Source organism: Niastella populi, assembly GCF_002078015.1.
GTDB classification, from domain to species: Bacteria; Bacteroidota; Bacteroidia; order Chitinophagales; family Chitinophagaceae; genus Niastella; species Niastella populi.
Map to the genome: position 1 here is coordinate 233,144 of NZ_LWBP01000188.1, position 17,089 is coordinate 250,232.

13 protein-coding genes are annotated in these 17,089 nt (G+C 45.0%); 10 read left to right on the forward strand and 3 right to left on the reverse strand.

Annotated elements, in window-relative coordinates; genetic code table 11:
* Positions 1 to 218 precede the first annotated feature (218 nt).
* The 6 genes from A4R26_RS17835 (at position 219) to A4R26_RS17860 (ending at position 6,392) form a co-directional block, all read left to right on the forward strand.
* Positions 219 to 668: a single-stranded DNA-binding protein gene (locus A4R26_RS17835; RefSeq protein WP_081165818.1), complete on the forward strand. Its 450-nt coding sequence runs from the start codon at positions 219 to 221 to the stop codon at positions 666 to 668.
* A 169-nt stretch (positions 669 to 837) separates the two neighbouring features.
* Positions 838 to 2,190: a gliding motility-associated protein GldE gene (gldE, locus tag A4R26_RS17840; RefSeq protein WP_081165821.1), complete on the forward strand. Its 1,353-nt coding sequence runs from the start codon at positions 838 to 840 to the stop codon at positions 2,188 to 2,190.
* A 105-nt stretch (positions 2,191 to 2,295) separates the two neighbouring features.
* The gene (gene gldD / locus A4R26_RS17845; protein ID WP_081165824.1) at positions 2,296 to 2,892 is read left to right on the forward strand and encodes a gliding motility lipoprotein GldD; all 597 of its coding nucleotides are present in this window, start codon (positions 2,296 to 2,298) and stop codon (positions 2,890 to 2,892) included.
* Between the two features lie 95 nt (positions 2,893 to 2,987).
* Complete coding sequence (locus A4R26_RS17850) at positions 2,988 to 3,584, forward strand: DUF3109 family protein (protein ID WP_081165827.1); 597 nt, start codon at positions 2,988 to 2,990, stop codon at positions 3,582 to 3,584.
* 25 nt (positions 3,585 to 3,609) lie between these two features.
* Positions 3,610 to 4,986 carry a LutB/LldF family L-lactate oxidation iron-sulfur protein gene (locus tag A4R26_RS17855; RefSeq protein ID WP_081165830.1) on the forward strand — a complete coding sequence of 459 codons (1,377 nt, stop codon included), beginning with the start codon at positions 3,610 to 3,612 and terminating at the stop codon, positions 4,984 to 4,986.
* Between the two features lie 80 nt (positions 4,987 to 5,066).
* Complete coding sequence (locus tag A4R26_RS17860) at positions 5,067 to 6,392, forward strand: DUF7033 domain-containing protein (RefSeq protein ID WP_081165833.1); 1,326 nt, start codon at positions 5,067 to 5,069, stop codon at positions 6,390 to 6,392.
* Positions 6,393 to 6,474: 82 nt separating this feature from the next.
* On the opposite strand, the gene purH is transcribed toward A4R26_RS17860, so the two are convergent.
* Both purH and A4R26_RS17870 read right to left on the reverse strand, forming a co-directional pair.
* Positions 6,475 to 7,998 (reverse strand): bifunctional phosphoribosylaminoimidazolecarboxamide formyltransferase/IMP cyclohydrolase, encoded by a 1,524-nt coding sequence (purH, locus tag A4R26_RS17865; protein WP_081165836.1) that lies wholly within the window; start codon positions 7,996 to 7,998, stop codon positions 6,475 to 6,477.
* Between the two features lie 114 nt (positions 7,999 to 8,112).
* Positions 8,113 to 10,209: a ComEC/Rec2 family competence protein gene (locus A4R26_RS17870; protein WP_081165839.1), complete on the reverse strand. Its 2,097-nt coding sequence runs from the start codon at positions 10,207 to 10,209 to the stop codon at positions 8,113 to 8,115.
* Positions 10,210 to 10,807: 598 nt separating this feature from the next.
* Here A4R26_RS17870 and A4R26_RS17875 point away from each other — a divergent pair.
* From A4R26_RS17875 to A4R26_RS17890, 4 genes are all read left to right on the forward strand, one after another.
* Positions 10,808 to 11,281 (forward strand): hypothetical protein, encoded by a 474-nt coding sequence (locus tag A4R26_RS17875; RefSeq protein WP_081165842.1) that lies wholly within the window; start codon positions 10,808 to 10,810, stop codon positions 11,279 to 11,281.
* 94 nt (positions 11,282 to 11,375) lie between these two features.
* Positions 11,376 to 12,017 carry a hypothetical protein gene (locus tag A4R26_RS17880; protein ID WP_081165845.1) on the forward strand — a complete coding sequence of 214 codons (642 nt, stop codon included), beginning with the start codon at positions 11,376 to 11,378 and terminating at the stop codon, positions 12,015 to 12,017.
* Between the two features lie 191 nt (positions 12,018 to 12,208).
* Positions 12,209 to 13,000: a sensor histidine kinase gene (locus tag A4R26_RS17885; protein WP_081165848.1), complete on the forward strand. Its 792-nt coding sequence runs from the start codon at positions 12,209 to 12,211 to the stop codon at positions 12,998 to 13,000.
* Positions 13,001 to 13,017: 17 nt separating this feature from the next.
* Positions 13,018 to 13,674: a response regulator transcription factor gene (locus A4R26_RS17890; protein ID WP_081165851.1), complete on the forward strand. Its 657-nt coding sequence runs from the start codon at positions 13,018 to 13,020 to the stop codon at positions 13,672 to 13,674.
* A 74-nt stretch (positions 13,675 to 13,748) separates the two neighbouring features.
* Here A4R26_RS17890 and carB read toward each other — a convergent pair whose 3' ends face one another.
* The gene (gene carB / locus A4R26_RS17895; protein ID WP_081165854.1) at positions 13,749 to 16,571 is read right to left on the reverse strand and encodes a carbamoyl-phosphate synthase large subunit; all 2,823 of its coding nucleotides are present in this window, start codon (positions 16,569 to 16,571) and stop codon (positions 13,749 to 13,751) included.
* Between the last annotated feature and the right edge of the window lie 518 nt (positions 16,572 to 17,089).

The following is a 17,089-nucleotide window of genomic DNA, read 5'->3' on the forward strand; positions in this document are numbered from 1 at the left end:
AGGATTAAGGATCTTGATAATCGTTCATATGACCGGGCGTACACCGATTCATGCCCATGATCATATATGGTAAAAACTATACTATTTGTGAAAGTCACTACAGATGGGTATCCCGGTCATAATCAGGCCTAAAAAAATCTCTTTTTTTCTATTAAAAAATTTAACTTTAAAAAGGAATAAAAAGGCGCAGACGATTATTAACATCAAATTTACCATCTATGAGAGGAGTAAACAGGGTAATGCTAATTGGTAATTTAGGAAAGGACCCGGATACACAGCACCTTGAGGGACATATTGCCGTAGCAAAATTTCCTTTGGCAACCACCGAAACTTTTAAAGACAGATCGGGCAAGCTCATTTCTCAAACAGAATGGCATACCGTGGTACTTTGGAGAGGATTGGCCGAACTGGCGCAGAAGTACTTACACAAAGGTAGCCTGGTATATATTGAAGGCAGGCTTCGTACGCGCAGCTGGGAAGATAAGGAAGGGAACAAGAAATTCGCAACCGAAGTGGTCGGCGACAACCTGATAATGTTGGATAAAAGAGCCGATGCAAGCCATGGTACGCATGGCACAACAACTACACATAGTGAAAATATAGAAGGTTTTACCAGTACCGATATTCCTCCTGTAAGCGATTCCCCATCCCAGGATTTGCCATTCTAACGCATACTATTATTTTTGCAGTTCGAAATAAGTAGCAGCAGGGGCCGATTAAAAGGTTTAAAATTGCTTTTTAACCGGCCCCTTTCTGATTAACTTTGTTGATTTACAATTTAACAACGGGTAAATAAGTCGAGTTGGCGATAAATATTATTCATGAAAACCCCATGCTTTGGATAAGCCTTTGTTGATTTTTGGATCAGAGTATGTGAATATGCTACTGTTGATGGTGACCAATGTTCAGGCTACCACCCTGCTGGCTGCGGCGGTATTGGTGTTATTACTGCTCTCTTTTTTTATCTCCGGTGCAGAAATGGCTTTTTTCTCGCTTACCTACCGGGATATTAACATGCTTAAGACAAAACAGGACACCGGCTGGAAAAGGATTGCCTCCCTGCTGGAAGAACCCAGGGCGTTACAGACTTCGCTGATGATCGCCAATACCCTGGTGAATATCGCCGTTATCATTCTCACCAGTTTCTTTATCGACCAGGTGCTGATCATAAAACCCGGTAACGTGAGCATGTGGGTAGTGTATGGTATAAAGCTCATCATTATTTCGTTCCTCATCATTCTGTTTGGCGAGATCTTACCCAAGGTGCGCGCATCTCAGAATAATCTTCGTTCGGCATATGAAGCGTCCTTCCTGGTTGAAGTGATCTTCTATATGTTCAAACGCATTGCGGTTTGGTTGTTGAAGGTTTCCGACACGGTTGAGAACATCTTTGGCGGCAGAGCGTCCCGCGCTTTCACCCACCAGCAGTTGGAACAGGCAATCAAAAACACCATACACGAAGAAGAAGAACAACGCATACTGGCCGGTATTTACAAATTCCCCAATATTACCGTTAAACAGATCATGCGCACCCGGCTCGATGTGAACGGTATTGAGTACGAAGCCAATTTTCAAACGCTGAAAAGAAGGGTAGAAGAACTGCATTACTCCCGGTTACCGGTGTACCGGAAAAGCCTCGACGATATTGTTGGCATTGTGCATACCAAGGACCTGCTGCTGCACCTGAACGAGCCCGACAATTTCGACTGGCATATTGTTGTTCGGCCACCATTCTTTGTGCACGAACAAAAACATATCGAAGACCTGCTGAAAGAATTTCAAACCCGGCATATACACTTTGCCGTAGTGGTTGACGAATTTGGCGGAACCAGCGGTATAGTTACGCTGGAAGATATTCTCGAAGAGATCATAGGCGATATAAGGGATGAATTTGATGAAGAAGAAACCGGCATCAAAAAGATCGATGAAAATACCTGGATCTTTGAAGGCCGCACCATGATACACGACGCCTGCAAAATGATGAACCTGCAGGAAGATACATTCGACCAGGTTAAAGGCGACAGCGACTCCATGGCAGGTTTAATGCTCGAACTGGTAGGGGAAATACCCAAAGTGAACGATACCGCTACCATCGGCGATTTCGATTTTGTGGCCCTGGAGGTAGACCGCAACCGCATTCGAAAAATCAAAGTGACCATCAACATAAAGCAGGACAAACAGGTAAGCTAGCAAGGCAGAAGTCAGTTTCAGGTTACAGGTACAAAGACATGAGTTTTCCGGCAACCTGAAACCTGCAACGTAGACCTGACACTTAAAACCAAAGGAATTATTTAAATGAAAATTTCTCACATAAAGCACCTTTGCTTCATTTTTTTAGCGATTTCGGTGGTGGTGGCCTGTAACAGTCCCTACACTCCCAGGCCCCAGGGTTATTTTAAGATCGACTTTCCCAAACATGAATACAAACTGTTCGATCAGCCTGGCTATCCGTATACATTCGAATACCCCGTGTATGCAAACGTCTTGAAGGATTCCACCTTCTTTGAAGACAAACCTGAAAATCCCTACTGGATCAATATCGATTTCCCGCGCTTTTCCGGAAAGATCTATATCAGTTACAAAGCGATCGGCAGTAACGATCTCAACAAACTGATAAACGATGCTTTCAACATGACCTACAAACACAGCACCCGCGCCACCGAGATCGTAGATTCGGCCATGCGCACATCGAACGGCATAAGCGGCGTATTCTTTTCGGTAGGCGGCAATGCCGCTACCGCCAAACAATTCTTTGTGACCGACTCGGTAAACCACTTCTTACGGGGCGCCCTGTATTTTGATGCCAGTCCCAACGAAGACTCACTGGGTGTGGTAAACAACTTTTTGCAGGAAGATATGAAGCACCTTATCAATACTTTCCGTTGGAAGTAAAGGCCTGCTGTGTCGCGGATTTTGTCGGTATGGCAAAGGTTTACGGTTCCCATTGCTTCTTTATGTTTAATTTTACGCCTTAAAATCTTTTTTACGTGATAGTAGTAGACAACGTGTTGATCAGTGATGAAATAGCCGAAGCACAGTTTGTGTGCGACCTCAATAAATGTAAAGGCGGCTGTTGTGAAGAAGGAGATGCCGGTGCACCGCTGGAAGATGCAGAGCTCGACCTCATGGTAGACCTGTATGAAAAAATAAAACCCTACCTCACGCCCGCTTCTGTTGCAGAAATCGAGCGTAAAGGCAAATACGTGTATCATAAAGAATTCGGCTGGGTAACGCCCACCCTCGGCGGCGATAATGAGATCTGTGTGTACGGAACCCGCGACGAGAAAGGCATCATCAAATGTGCTTTTGAACAGGCTTATAATGATGGCGTTATCGGCTGGAAAAAACCTATAAGCTGCCATTTCTTTCCCATCATTCAAAAAACCGGCCGTAAAGGCGATTACGATCGCATGAACTACGAGCCCCGCCCAACATTGTGCAGCCCCGCCTGCTCTTTAGGCAAAAAGTTAAAAGTTCCGGTATACAAATTCCTGAAAGAGCCAATTACCCGCAAATACGGCGAAGATTTTTACAATGCGCTGGATAAGGCAGCTACCGAGTATTATACCGCGAAAAAGAAATAAAATTTAGAACGCTGAATTATAGGATATGAGTGAGCATTCTTCCACTTTCATGGCCAAAAGCACCATAAAGGCTGCCGATCTTGAGCACAGAAGAAAAGTGAACTGGAACATAGGAAAGTATAATGCTTCCGTACCGCTGGGAAAACAACAGTTCAACGATGTTCACCTGGCAAGGGAACGGGCAAAAAACATAAAATGGCGGGCTATTGAAAAGCTCGATGAGTACCTGGAGCAGTTTGAGGCTAATTTAACCAAACGTGGCGGAAAGGTGATCTGGGCAGAAGACAGCAGGCAGGCGATAGAAGAGGTGTTGAAGATCTGCAAGGCAAAGAATTGCAAAACGATCGTGAAGAGTAAGAGCATGGTAACTGAGGAAATTCACCTCAACGATCATTTGGAAGAACATGGTATTGAAAGCGTAGAAACCGACCTCGGCGAATACATACAACAGCTTGATGGCGAACCGCCATACCATATCGTTACCCCGGCAATGCATAAAAGCCGTGAAGACATTGCAAAATTGTTTGCCGATAAACTGAACGTGGCGTCCAATTTGTCGGCAGAACAACTGACCCTTGTGGCCCGTGATAAACTGCGTGATAAATACGTTCAGGCCGAAATAGGCATTACCGGCGCCAATTTTATACTGGCCGATATTGGCGGTGTGGCAGTAAGCGAAAACGAAGGGAATGCCCGCTTAAGTAACGCTTTCCCAAAAACACATATCGTTATAACAGGTATCGAAAAGGTTATTCCTTCCATGAATGACCTCGCCCTTTTCTGGCCCCTGCTGGCTACCTATGGTACCGGCCAGTGGATCACCTCGTATAACACCATAATATCAGGTCCCCGGCAGGCGGGTGAGCCCGACGGGCCCGATGAAATGTATGTGATACTGCTCGATAACGGCCGCACCAACATCATCGCTAATGAAAGAACGCGGGAAAGCCTGTATTGCATCCGTTGCGGCGCCTGTTTAAATGCCTGCCCTGTTTATAAGAACATCGGGGGGCATGCATATGAAACAACGTATAGCGGACCAATAGGCGCTGTCATTACCCCCCAACTGAAAGGTTTGGGTGAATGGAAGCACTTAAGCTATGCCTCATCATTATGCGGAAACTGTACGGAAGTTTGTGCCGTTAAGATAAACCTGCATGAGATCCTGCTCGAGAACCGCCACGATGCGGTAACGCATGGCGATGCCGCCTGGGGCGAAAAAGTAGCCTGGAAGGTATGGAAACAGGCCAGCCTGCACAGGAGTATGATGAATATGGGTAACCAGAAAATAAAGAACTGGATGGTAAATAAGGTATTTAAAGGTTGGACCACCAACCGCGCCGACCTGAACTTTGCCGGAAAGACCTTTAATCAGATGTGGAAGGAAAAGAGGGGGAAATAAATAAACCTTCTGTATTTACCAAAAGATAGTAGTAAAAAAGTCAACATTTACGGTTGACTTTTTTATTTTGCAGTCTACCAATGCTACTTCTGTATACCCATACCACCACACCACGGCTGCAATACATTGTTGATTTTATTGGGAATGAATTATTCGATGAAGCGATAACGGTCACTACCGACGAGGCGTATTTTAAAACTTCAGCACAGCCACGCATAAACTACTCGGCACGGGAGTTTTCAGAAGATGAATTCTATATTCGAAATACCGCGTTGTTGTTCGAGACCGGTATCCGGCCGCAAACCATAGAGTGTTTTGAGATCAACTTTCATAAAGCCTTCTTTGAAACTACAGGTGATTTTCCGTTCGATATTTTTGCCGCTTCGTTTTATCTTTTAAGCCGGTACGAAGAATACCTGCCTCATGAAAAAGATGCATATGGCAGGTATGCGCATACCAATGCGCTTGCCTTTCGCGAACATTTTTTGTCGCAGCCATTGGTAAACTACTGGTTGCAATCGCTCAAAAAAGCATTACAGTTCAAATTCCCCGGTCTCGTGTTCAGGCAATCGCAGTTCAAATGCATATTGACCTACGATGTCGATATGGCCTGGTCGTACCTGCACAAGGGCCTGAAACGAACGGTGGGTGGTTTTATAAATGATGCGCGAAAGGGCGAATGGGCGAGGGTGAAAGACAGGTGGCTGGTTTTGCGCGGAAAAAGAAAAGACCCATTCGATTGTTTCGAATGGCTCGATGCGTGGCATTTGTATTGCCGCGTAAAACCCTGGTTCTTTTTTCTGGCGGCCAAAAAAACATCGCTTTACGATAAGAACAATTCATACGAAAGCAAGGCGTTCCGCGATCTGATAACCTATTATGCCAATACTTTTCATTTAGGCTGGCATCCTTCCTGGCAAAGCGGTGACGATCCTTCATTGTTGAAAGAAGAGCTGGAATGGCTGGAAGTGGTGGGCGATAAACAGATCGTTCAAAGCCGGCAGCATTATATTCGTTTTTCCCTTCCCGTCACCTGCCGCAGGTTAATTGAAACGGGTATAGAAAAAGATTTTTCCATGGGGTACGGAAGTATAAATGGCTTCAGGGCCTCAGTATGCTCGCCCTTTCACTGGTACGATCTTGAATATGAAAAAGCAACTTCTCTGATGTTATACCCGTTCTGTTTTATGGATGCCAATTCATTGTTTGAGCAGAAACAGACGCCGCAGCAAACATATAACGAACTTATACAGTACTATGAGCACATAAAGGAATGTAAAGGCGTATTTATTCCCATCTGGCATAATTTCATATTGGGTACCGACCCGTTGTATGCAGGCTGGCGTGAGATGTTTGAAGTGTTTATGAAAGAAACGGTGTACTGGGATGCGTACAATGATGAATAGGAATCGTATTTAAATAAGGAATAAAAGCAACAAGCCTCCCGATGTACCGGGAGGCTTGTTGCTTTTATCGATAACGTAGTAATTAGTGTTTAAAATGGCGCATGCCGGTCATAACCATTGCCAGGTTGTTTTGCTGGCAGTATTCGATAGAATCCTTATCACGAACGGAGCCGCCCGGTTGAACAAAGGCGGTAATGCCTGCTGCATGACCTAACTGCACGCAATCATTGAATGGGAAGAAGGCATCGCTGGCCAGTACGGCGCCATTCAGATCGAATTCGAACTGACGCGCTTTTTCAAGTGCATGACGCAAAGCATCAACCCGGCTGGTTTGTCCGCACCCTTTACCTATGAGCTGTTTGTTCTTAACCAGCGCAATGGCATTTGACTTCAGGTGTTTACAAACAATGTTGGCGAAAACCAGGTCAGACCTTTCAGCTGCATTACTTTCACGGCCGCCTACTTCTTTCCACTCGAGGTAATTGCCTTTGTCTTCGCCCTGTGCCAGTACGCCGTTCAGCACAGATTTATATTGATTGGTGCGGGTAGAGGTCGCTTTTTGTTGTAACAGGATGCGGTTCTTTTTAGATTTCAATACGGCCAGGGCATCTTCAGCAAACGAAGGAGCGATCAAAACTTCAAAGAAGATCTCATTGATGGCATCTGCAGTGGCTTTATCGATGGTCTTGTTGCAAACCAGCACACCGCCAAAAGCGCTTTCAGGATCGCCGGCCAGGGCTGTATCCCAGGCTTCTTTAACCGTGTTCCTTGAAGCGATGCCGCACACGTTGGTGTGTTTGATAATACCGAATACGGCGCCGGTTTCATCGGCAGAAAAATCGTTGATGAGTTGAACGGCAGCGTCAACGTCGACCAGGTTATTATAAGAAAGCTCTTTTCCGTTCAGTTGATCGAACAACTGGTTCAGATCGCCATAGAAAATGCCGGTTTGGTGCGGATTCTCGCCATAGCGCATTGTTTTGGGGCTCGGAACCGATTCCAGGAAGTACAGGTCGCCTTCGGGATTGAAATATTTTGCGATAGCCACATCGTAGTGCGCTACTATTTGAAATGCTTTGGAGGCAAAGGCACGGCGTTGTTCAAGGGTTGTGGTGCCGTTTTGTGCGGCCAGCATATCGGCCAGCACCTGGTAATCAGATTTTGCGGCCAGTACTACCACATTGCTGAAATTTTTGGCGGCGCCGCGGATCATGGAAGGGCCACCGATATCGATCTTTTCAATGATCAGTTTTTCTTCGGAGGTAGAAGCCACCGTTTCTTCAAAAGGATACAGGTCAACAATTACCAGGTCAATTTCAGGAATGTTGTATTGTTTCATTTCCTGAACGTCAGATTCCAGCTCTCTGCGGCCGAGGATACCGCCAAAAACCGAGGGGTGCAGGGTTTTAACCCGGCCGCCTAAGATAGAAGGGTAGGTAGTCAACTGCTCAACCGGCACTACCGGAATGCCCAACTTCTCTATAAATGATTGAGTACCACCGGTAGAATAGATTGTAATGCCTTGCTTTTGCAACTCCTTAACCAGGGGTTCGAGGCCATCTTTATAAAAAACGGAAATAAGTGCAGACTGTATCTTTTTGGTCATATGCGTAATTTATTCGGAAGTAGTGAAAGGACATTGAAGATTGTTCCCGGCCGCACCGGGCTTTGTTGCCAATTCCGGTAGCCACCGGAATTGTTTTAAGGGCGCAAAGGTAGGTTAATACAGGGTGAAAACAAAGGCTCCCCTGTCTGCCACCGAAAACCCCTGAATGCGGAGTTGATCGCATTCCTGCTGCCATTTGGCTACTTTCCAGGGTTTATTGGATGCGTCGAACACGAACTGCCGGCAGTTGAAAACACTGGTCAGTTCTGCGATCCTGATGGGTGGATTATTCAAAAGAATAATAATGTCAACAGGCGTTTTTGATGTGCTGGTCCTGAACTTACCGGGTTGGTCGACGAGTAAAAAGGACGTATTTCCGAACCGGAAAAGGTTTTTTTCACCCGGTAATTTACCGGTGTTGTTCCGGTTGTTTACGCGGTGAAGCGACCGGCTGGGTTGTAGATGGAATTTTTGTAATAGATCATTTTGCTGTAACAAACTATCGCCTTTATACAAATATTTCGTACCGAGTATAACGTCAATGGCGCTGTGTTTTGGAATGTTGTATACTATAAGTTTTTTCTGATGCTGCGCATTCCATATTTCAATTGTCTGGAACACGGTAAAAAGCAGGATAGACAACAGCGAAACGTATATGCCGGTCTTCCTTTTCTTTAATAGCCACCATGCAGTTGCCGAAATGAACATATAGAGGCAAATGAGTTGTGGTAAGTTGATCTGCAGATCGCCTGCAACGGCAAACGGTAGCTGGCTTACTTTTTCAATGAATGTATTCAGGCAGTAAATAACATGGTGCAGTAAATAACCTGTGCCTGCTGCAACGGCTGGGAATACACTGGTGATGCATAAGATGATCTCTCCAACGATGATCAGGCTTGAAACGGGAACCGCCGGAATATTGGCAAACAGGAATAAGTTAGGAAATTGATGGAAGTGATATATTGAAACCGGTACAGTGAGTAGTTGTGCGGCAAGGGTAACGCATACCGTTTTCCATAGAATATCGATCGGTTTACTGGCGAAGAACAACAGATCGTAAATGGGTTTATAAAAGATGGCGAGGCTAAGTACGGCCGCATATGACAATTGAAAACCTGCATCCCATAACCAGAACGGATTGTAACAAAGCAACAAAAATGCAGAAGCGGCGAGGGTGTTGAAAACAGATATTTTCCGGTTCATGTTCGCTCCGATAACGAGGCAGGTGAACATAACTGCCGAACGCATTACAGAAGGAGAGCCGCCGGAAAGAAAACTGAAAAACCAGAGACCGGCAATGATCAGCACAGGTTGTAATATTTTGCCCGGTTTGCGCATTGCCAGAGGTTTGCATAACAGGGTTAAAAGCCAGTAAATAAGGCCAAGATGTAAGCCGGAGATGGCGATGATATGTATGGCGCCGGTATCGGAATAGGATTGAACAAGGCGTTTGTCGAGGTCATCTTTATATCCTATAAGCATAGCTTCTGCCAGCCCTGCTTCTTTTGCGCCGGGGATATATTTTTTGAGAATGGTTATGATTTTCTCTCTTGTGGAAAAAAGAAATTTCCGAAACAGATTTTCATTTTCTATTTTGAGCGCAACAAACTCGCCCCGCTTAAGGTAAACCTGGTATGAAATGCCCTGAAAAGCGCAATAGCGCTGATAATCAAAGCACCCCGGGTTACCGGTATTTTTTATCGGTTGCAATGCTTTATAGAGTAACAACTGTTTGCCATACTGAAGTTGTTGAGTCATACTGTCTTTCTGAAAATACAGAAGGATCTTTCCGCTGGCTTTGGTAATAGAATGGTCAAACAGAACTGCCTGAACGGATGCAATGGTTTTATAGGATTGCTTTTTTTCAGCCAGTGGTTCTTCAATGGTTACCAGAACAACCTTTCCTGCAACATATTGCCTGGTTATATTCGGATTTTGATTTCGGATATCGTTATAATACAACACTAAACCTCCTATAGCGAATAACATCGCGTGTAGCCACAGGCCGTTATGCCATTGGGCTCTGAATTGGCGTGAAAGTGGAAAAGCTGAGAACAGCCATAATGCAAATGCGCTGAAGGCGAAAAGAAGCCATAAAGAAAATGCTGATACCACCAAATACCACTGACACGTAATACCGGCAATCAGCGGAACAATAAGCCTGATAAAAGGCGATGCTTTCCAAATGGGCCAGGCAGGCAAATGTGGCATACCGAAAGGGAAAAATACAATGGAAATGGTAATAATACGGGGAACCAGTGATTACACAGAATGGAAGGGAGGACTTTAAAAAAACAAACTACCTACTTTATCAAAAAGGACAAGGCTAATGGTAAAAAGATAAAGCAGGTAGTTTGAAAAGGAAAAATTCTGTTATCAGAATAAAATTTCCTCAAGAGGATTTGTAGGATAACAAAAGCCTTGAGGAAATCTGTCGGCGGGTTTTCACAGGACCATTGGATTTCTAAAACGGGATGATAGCAACTCTCCATGTCTAATTTCTGACAAAAACCGGATACATGCCAGAAAAGCGCGATTTATTAGATACGGTTTTTTGTACGGGGAATATACGGTCATCGTATCCCCGTAAAAAGACGGGGTTGCTGCGCCCGTTTATTAGCGGTTATTCTCTCCACTTTTTACGGTATTTGAACCGTCTTTTTCACGTGACTCGTTGAACTCCTTCACGTTACAAATAATAGTAATTCGTAATTAGTTGGCTAACACCTAGTTGTAGCCGAAGTTTTCTATGCGTTGACGGCTACTTTTGAGTCGACAACACAATCACTCATATCAAAACTCACAAGCTATGACTACTATTGAAAAAAATTCCTTAAGGGTGGGAAAATACGTGGACTCGAACCATGTAAACACACTTATCCGCACATATAAACAGGAAAGATGGCAGCAGAATTCCGAGCGCATTGGCCAGGAAGATTCACTTAGCCTCTTTTATTCAATAGAAGAACTGGAAGAATTTTTGCAAAAAGCGAAAGAAGCCGGTGCAAACGGTGTTAGCGTTCACTTTGGCGTATATCCTGAAAATTTTAATGAGAGAGAAGGTTATGCCGGTAAGCAAACCACCGTGTTTGTTGCCACAGACCGTCAGGAAACAGCAACCGGTATTACCCATAAGAACGTTTACCAGGAAACCAATAAAGGCAAACAACTGCTGGCCTACAATATGGGCCAATGGCCTCCCGGAAGCGGCGTTGAAAATGACGATTGGGGACTTGGTATTACGATTATCGACAAGGGCGATAAAGGAATGGTAGTAATATAAGTAATTATAGCAACGGTTAATATTATACAAATCCGTCGCGGGAAACTGTGACGGATTTTTTGTTTTCTGGCCGAATTCTCTACATTAGCGGCTGATGAACTTTCCGTCGTTAATAATTCAGATCCTTTGCCTGCTGGCGTCAATTACCCTGTTTTTCCAGGCTTCCGTACCGCGGTACCTGAAAGCATTCCCCTTTTTTATGTTGATTACCCTGGTGGTAGAAGTTACAGCCTGGCTACTGCTTCAGTATAAAATCAACGTCACCCTGTTATATATCGTTTTTACCTCTTTCGAATTCATGTTTTACCTGTTCATTGTAGCATATAGTATATATAATCTTAAAGTCAGGAAGATCATCTTATGGCTATTGGCGGTTTACCCGGTACTGGTACTGCTCAACAGGCTTTTTATTCAACAGCGATCATTTCATACCATCACCTATTCAATCGGTTGCCTGTTGGTGGTGGCAGCCTGTATTTTTTATTTTTTTGAACTATTCCAGTCAACCCATTCGGTAAACCTGATAAAGGAACCGGCTTTCTGGATCTGTTCGGGATTATTATTTTTCTACTGTTGTACATTTCCGCTCATAGGTTTATGGAACTATCTGCATAATTTACCCGGTATCATTCTCAAGAACCTGAACTACATTCTAACGTTCCTGAACATATTATTATATTCTTTATTTTCCATCGCTTTTTTGTGCAGGCTCCGGTACCGGCGATCGTTACGATAACGTTTGCTTCCCGATAATACCCTGTTCATTTACCGCCGTCGAAACGCACATTTGTTTAGCCTTGTTATGTTTGTTAATTATTTTCTTACTCCACGGTCATTATTGCGTTTTGGCGACTGTATAAAAACTATACGGGTTACCCGTTGTAGCGTTAAACTTTATGCTAAATTGCCTGCTCCAATAATCCTGTTATGAACTCAGAGATATACGTTGTAATAATAATCGGTGCTATACTGGCGGTATTGCTGGTAGGCTTTATTGTTACCATCCTTTTCCTATACCAACGGCGGCAACACAGGCAGGTTTTAGAAATAAACCGGATGAAGGAAGAGTATGAACGGGAAACCCTGAAATCGCAGCTGGAGATACAGGAAGAGACCTTCAAGAATATAGGCCAGGAACTGCATGATAATATTGGTCAAATGCTGTCGGTGGTAAAGCTTTCGCTGGCGGTATTGCCCATGACCGATAAACACGAGGCCTGGGAACCTATACAGGGCGCCCGGCAGGTGTTGAACAAAGCCATGATAGACCTCGCGAATTTGACCAAAAGCCTGCATACCGACCGCATAACCCAAATCGGGCTGGCCGAATCGATCCACTTTGAGCTGGAAAGCATAAACAGGACAGGTTTGCTTGAAATTGAATTTGGTATTTCGGGCATCGAGCAAAGTCTCGACGATCAGAAATCGATCGTGATGTTCAGGATCTTCCAGGAAAACCTGAATAACATTTTAAAACACTCGAAAGCGCAAAAGATCCAGGTTATATTAACCTATCTCGATGATAAATTCATAATGAAGATAACCGACGATGGTATTGGTTTCAATGTGGCGGAAAAGAAAAATTCCACATCCTCTGCGGCTGGTGTTGGATTAAAGAGTATTTTCAACCGGGCAAAACTGATTGGTGCAGAAATTGATATGCAAAGTGAGCCTGGCCAGGGTACTATTGTTTCCATTCAATTGCCTTTACCCCATTAAAAAGTGAATGAGCGATAATGACTGTTAATAATAACATACAGGTAGCGGTTGCAGATGATCACACATTGCTACGAAATGCACTGGCGCGTTTGATCAATTCTTTTGAAACCTATAAGGTATTGTTTGAGGCCAGTAACGGGCAGGAAGTGAAGGAGAAGCTCAGTAAGCATGTTATACCCGATATTATTCTGCTCGATGTAAACATGCCGGATATCGACGGGTATGAAACAGCCAAATGGATCTACAAGAATTTTCCGCAGGTAAAGATCCTCGCCCTCTCTATGTTCAGCGATGAGAATATCATCATTCGCATGCTGCGGCTCGGCGCCAAAGGCTATATCATGAAAAATGCAGAGCCGGAAGAACTTAAGCTGGCGCTGGATTCTGTTTTACACAAAGACTTTTACCTTTCTGAACTGATATCGGGCAAGATCATCAGCGGTTTGCATAAAGACATGGATAAACCCAATGAGCCGGCTCACCTTACCGAAAAGGAAAAGGAGTTCCTGAAATGGGTTTGCACCGAATTGACCTATAAAGACATTGCCGGCAAAATGTTCGTGAGCCCCCGTACGGTCGACGATTACCGGAATTCACTGTTCGAAAAGCTGGGAGTAAAAACCCGGGTTGGGCTGGTTATTTTTGCTATCAAACACAGTATGGTAGAGATCTGATCGCTTAAAATATTGCAACAACAAAAAGCCCCCTTGGTATTACCTTGGGGGCTTTTTTATACTGTTACAATGAACTACTTACTCAAATACATACTTCTGTCTTTGTACAACTGACGGAAGTAAGGATCGCGCAGGTCTTTAATAAACCGGATCGCTTCACCGGTACTCTTCATTTCAGGTCCCAGTTCTTTGCTTACGCCGGGGAATTTCTCAAAGCTGAAAACAGGTTCTTTGATAGCATAGCCCTTGAGGCGTTTTACAAATTTGAAGTCGCGCAGTTTATTGGCGCCCAGCATCACCTTGGTTGCCACATTCAGATAAGGGATCTGGTAAGCTTTGGCAATGAATGGCGTTGTGCGCGATGCGCGCGGGTTGGCCTCTATCACATACACTTTACCGTCTTTGATGGCAAACTGTATGTTGATAAGCCCTTTGATATTCAATTTGAATGCGATCTTACGCGCATATTCTTCCATAGTTTCAACGATCAGCGGGCTCAGGTTGAACTGTGGCAACACGGCATTGCTATCGCCGCTATGGATGCCCGCAGGCTCAATGTGCTCCATAACGCCCATTACGTGAAACTCTTCTCCGTCGCAAATGGCGTCTATTTCCGCTTCCTGGCAACGATCGAGGAAGTGATCGATAAGGATCTTGTTACCGGGGATGTGTTTCAGCAGGCTTACTACCGCTTTTTCCACTTCTTCATCGTTGATCACGATCCGCATCCTTTGTCCACCCAGTACATAACTGGGGCGAACCAGAACAGGATATCCTACTTTATTGGCTACTTCTACCGCTTCATCAACCGTGTATGCGGTTCCATAGTCGGGGTAGGGAATCTTCAGTTCTTTCAGCATATCGCTGAAACGGCCGCGATCTTCCGCGATATCCATATTATCGAAAGAAGTACCTATGATCTTAATTCCTTTTTTGGTCAGTCGCTCTGCAAGCTTCAGGGCTGTTTGTCCGCCCAGCTGTACGATCACCCCTTCCGGTTTCTCGTGTTCGATCAGTTCCCACAGGTGTTCCCAGAATACGGGTTCAAAGTACAGTTTATCGGCCATGTCGAAGTCGGTTGACACCGTTTCGGGGTTACAGTTCACCATGATGGCCTCGTAACCGCATTCTTTCAGCGCCAGCAAACCGTGCACACAGCAATAGTCGAACTCGATACCCTGGCCAATACGGTTGGGGCCAGAGCCCAGCACGATCACTTTTCTGCGGTTGCTTACTTTGCTTTCGTTGTAGTTGCCCGATTCGAAGGTTGAATAGAAGTAAGGTGTTTTTGCTTCGAACTCGGCGCTGCAGGTATCAACCATTTTGTAAACACGGGTAATGCCTGCCGCTTTGCGTTTGGCGTAAATTTCTTCATCGCTGCCATCCTGCATAATACGGGAGATCTGCTCATCGCTAAAGCCGTTGAACTTGGCTTCTTTCAGTAATTCGATGGGCAGGGTGGCTGTTTTATATTTTGCGATCTCTTTTTCGATGTCTACGATCTTCATGATCTCATTGATGAACCAGCGATCGATACCGGTGGCTTTAGAGATGGTACCTACTGAAATGCCGTCCATCAACGCATCTTTAATTCTGAAGATGCGGTCCCATTTCGGGGTTTTGATGTATTCGATCAGTTCTTCGGCATGCATCTGGCTTTTGCCATAGTAGCCCAGCCCAACCGCATTGTTCTCAAGGCTCTGACAGGCTTTCTGAATGGCTTCGGTAAAACTTCTGCCGATTGACATCACCTCGCCCACGCTCTTCATTTGCAAACCGAGCGTATCGTTGGCGCCTTTGAATTTATCGAAGTTCCAGCGCGGCATTTTTACGATCACATAATCCAGTGCCGGCTCAAAATAAGCCGAAGTGGTTTTGGTGATCTGGTTCTTCAGTTCATCGAGGTTATAGCCGATAGCGAGTTTGGCGGCAATTTTGGCGATCGGGTAACCGGTGGCTTTGGATGCCAGGGCCGATGAGCGGCTTACCCGCGGATTTATTTCAACTGAAATCAATTCTTCTGTTGCAGGGTTCAATGCAAACTGCACGTTACAGCCGCCCGCGAAGTTACCGAGGCTGCGCATCATGAGAATAGCCTGGTTACGCATGTCCTGGAATGCGGTATCGCTCAGGGTCATGGCCGGGGCAACGGTGATGGAATCGCCGGTATGCACGCCCATGGGATCGAGGTTCTCTACGGTACAAATAATGGCTACGTTGTCGTTTTTGTCGCGCAGCAGCTCCAGCTCATATTCTTTCCAGCCTAAAACGGCTTTTTCAACCAGCACCTCATGAATGGGCGAAGCTTTCAATCCTCTGTCGAGCGCGGCTTCCAGTTCAGATTTGTCGTGCACGAAACCGCCACCAGTTCCTCCAAGGGTAAAAGAAGGACGAATTACAAGCGGGAAGCCTATTTCCTGGGCAAATTCCTTTCCTTCCAGCAGCGAGTTGGCCACTCTTGAAGGAGCAACCTTTACCCCTATCTTAAACATCAGCTGGCGGAATTTCTCCCGGTCTTCAGCTGTATCGATGGCTGCAATATCAACACCGATCAACCGAACGTTGTATTTTTCCCACACACCCAGCTCCGCAGCTTCTTTAGCCAGGTTTAAGGCTGTTTGTCCCCCCATGGTCGGTAGCACCGCATCAATCTGGTTTTCTTCCAGTATTTGCTCAATGCTCTCTACCGTCAGTGGCAACAGGTATACCTTGTCAGCCATCATAGGGTCGGTCATGATGGTAGCCGGATTACTGTTGATGAGAATTACTTTAATTCCTTCTTCCCTGATACTACGGGCAGCCTGTGAACCGGAATAATCGAATTCGCAAGCCTGGCCGATAATAATGGGACCTGAACCGATAATTAATACTGACTTGATAGACGTGTCTTTTGGCATTTTGAGTAAAGAGCGATTTTTTTTTGAATAAACCTTGTTGAACCTTCATCTGGCGCCGTGTTCGCCACAATTATTGCGGGATTTCGGCGGGATAAATTGCGCAAAAGTAAGGATGCGGGGGGAATTTTCGGGATTATTTTTAAAAGAACGCAATATGAGCAGGTTCTCAATGAAATAGAGGCCGTTTGAAGAGGGAGTGAAAAGCCGGAAGCGGTCGCAAATTGACATAACACGCGGTATCAGGTAGCATTTGCGGCAAACGTGATTCAAAAGAAGGGGGAAATGCCAGGGTTGTTAATTGGGATGATGCTAAAAACGCGGGGCTAAGCAACCTGAGAAATAGGTAACCGGGAAGGTAGGTAGCCGGCGGTAAGAAAACGGAGGTAACCAAAAGCAAAGAAAAGGGCACGCTGATGATGGGAGGGAAACAGTGGTAAATGAAACGCTGTAAAAGTTAAAAAAAAGGAAACCCCGTAAAGAGTTTAGTTGAAAGATCGTCAGGATGAAAGTTTTGGAAG

Excerpts from the sequence above, each read along its gene's own strand:
- purH (WP_081165836.1), bottom strand. The coding sequence starts at position 7,998 with ATGACCAAAAAGATACAGTCTGCACTTATTTCCGTTTTTTATAAAGAT.
- carB (WP_081165854.1), bottom strand. The coding sequence starts at position 16,571 with ATGCCAAAAGACACGTCTATCAAGTCAGTATTAATTATCGGTTCAGGT.
- gldD (WP_081165824.1), top strand. The coding sequence starts at position 2,296 with ATGAAAATTTCTCACATAAAGCACCTTTGCTTCATTTTTTTAGCGATT.
- A4R26_RS17835 (WP_081165818.1), top strand. The coding sequence starts at position 219 with ATGAGAGGAGTAAACAGGGTAATGCTAATTGGTAATTTAGGAAAGGAC.
- A4R26_RS17860 (WP_081165833.1), top strand. The coding sequence starts at position 5,067 with ATGCTACTTCTGTATACCCATACCACCACACCACGGCTGCAATACATT.
- A4R26_RS17880 (WP_081165845.1), top strand. The coding sequence starts at position 11,376 with ATGAACTTTCCGTCGTTAATAATTCAGATCCTTTGCCTGCTGGCGTCA.
- A4R26_RS17855 (WP_081165830.1), top strand. The coding sequence starts at position 3,610 with ATGAGTGAGCATTCTTCCACTTTCATGGCCAAAAGCACCATAAAGGCT.
- A4R26_RS17870 (WP_081165839.1), bottom strand. The coding sequence starts at position 10,209 with ATGCCACATTTGCCTGCCTGGCCCATTTGGAAAGCATCGCCTTTTATC.
- A4R26_RS17885 (WP_081165848.1), top strand. The coding sequence starts at position 12,209 with ATGAACTCAGAGATATACGTTGTAATAATAATCGGTGCTATACTGGCG.
- A4R26_RS17890 (WP_081165851.1), top strand. The coding sequence starts at position 13,018 with ATGACTGTTAATAATAACATACAGGTAGCGGTTGCAGATGATCACACA.
- A4R26_RS17875 (WP_081165842.1), top strand. The coding sequence starts at position 10,808 with ATGACTACTATTGAAAAAAATTCCTTAAGGGTGGGAAAATACGTGGAC.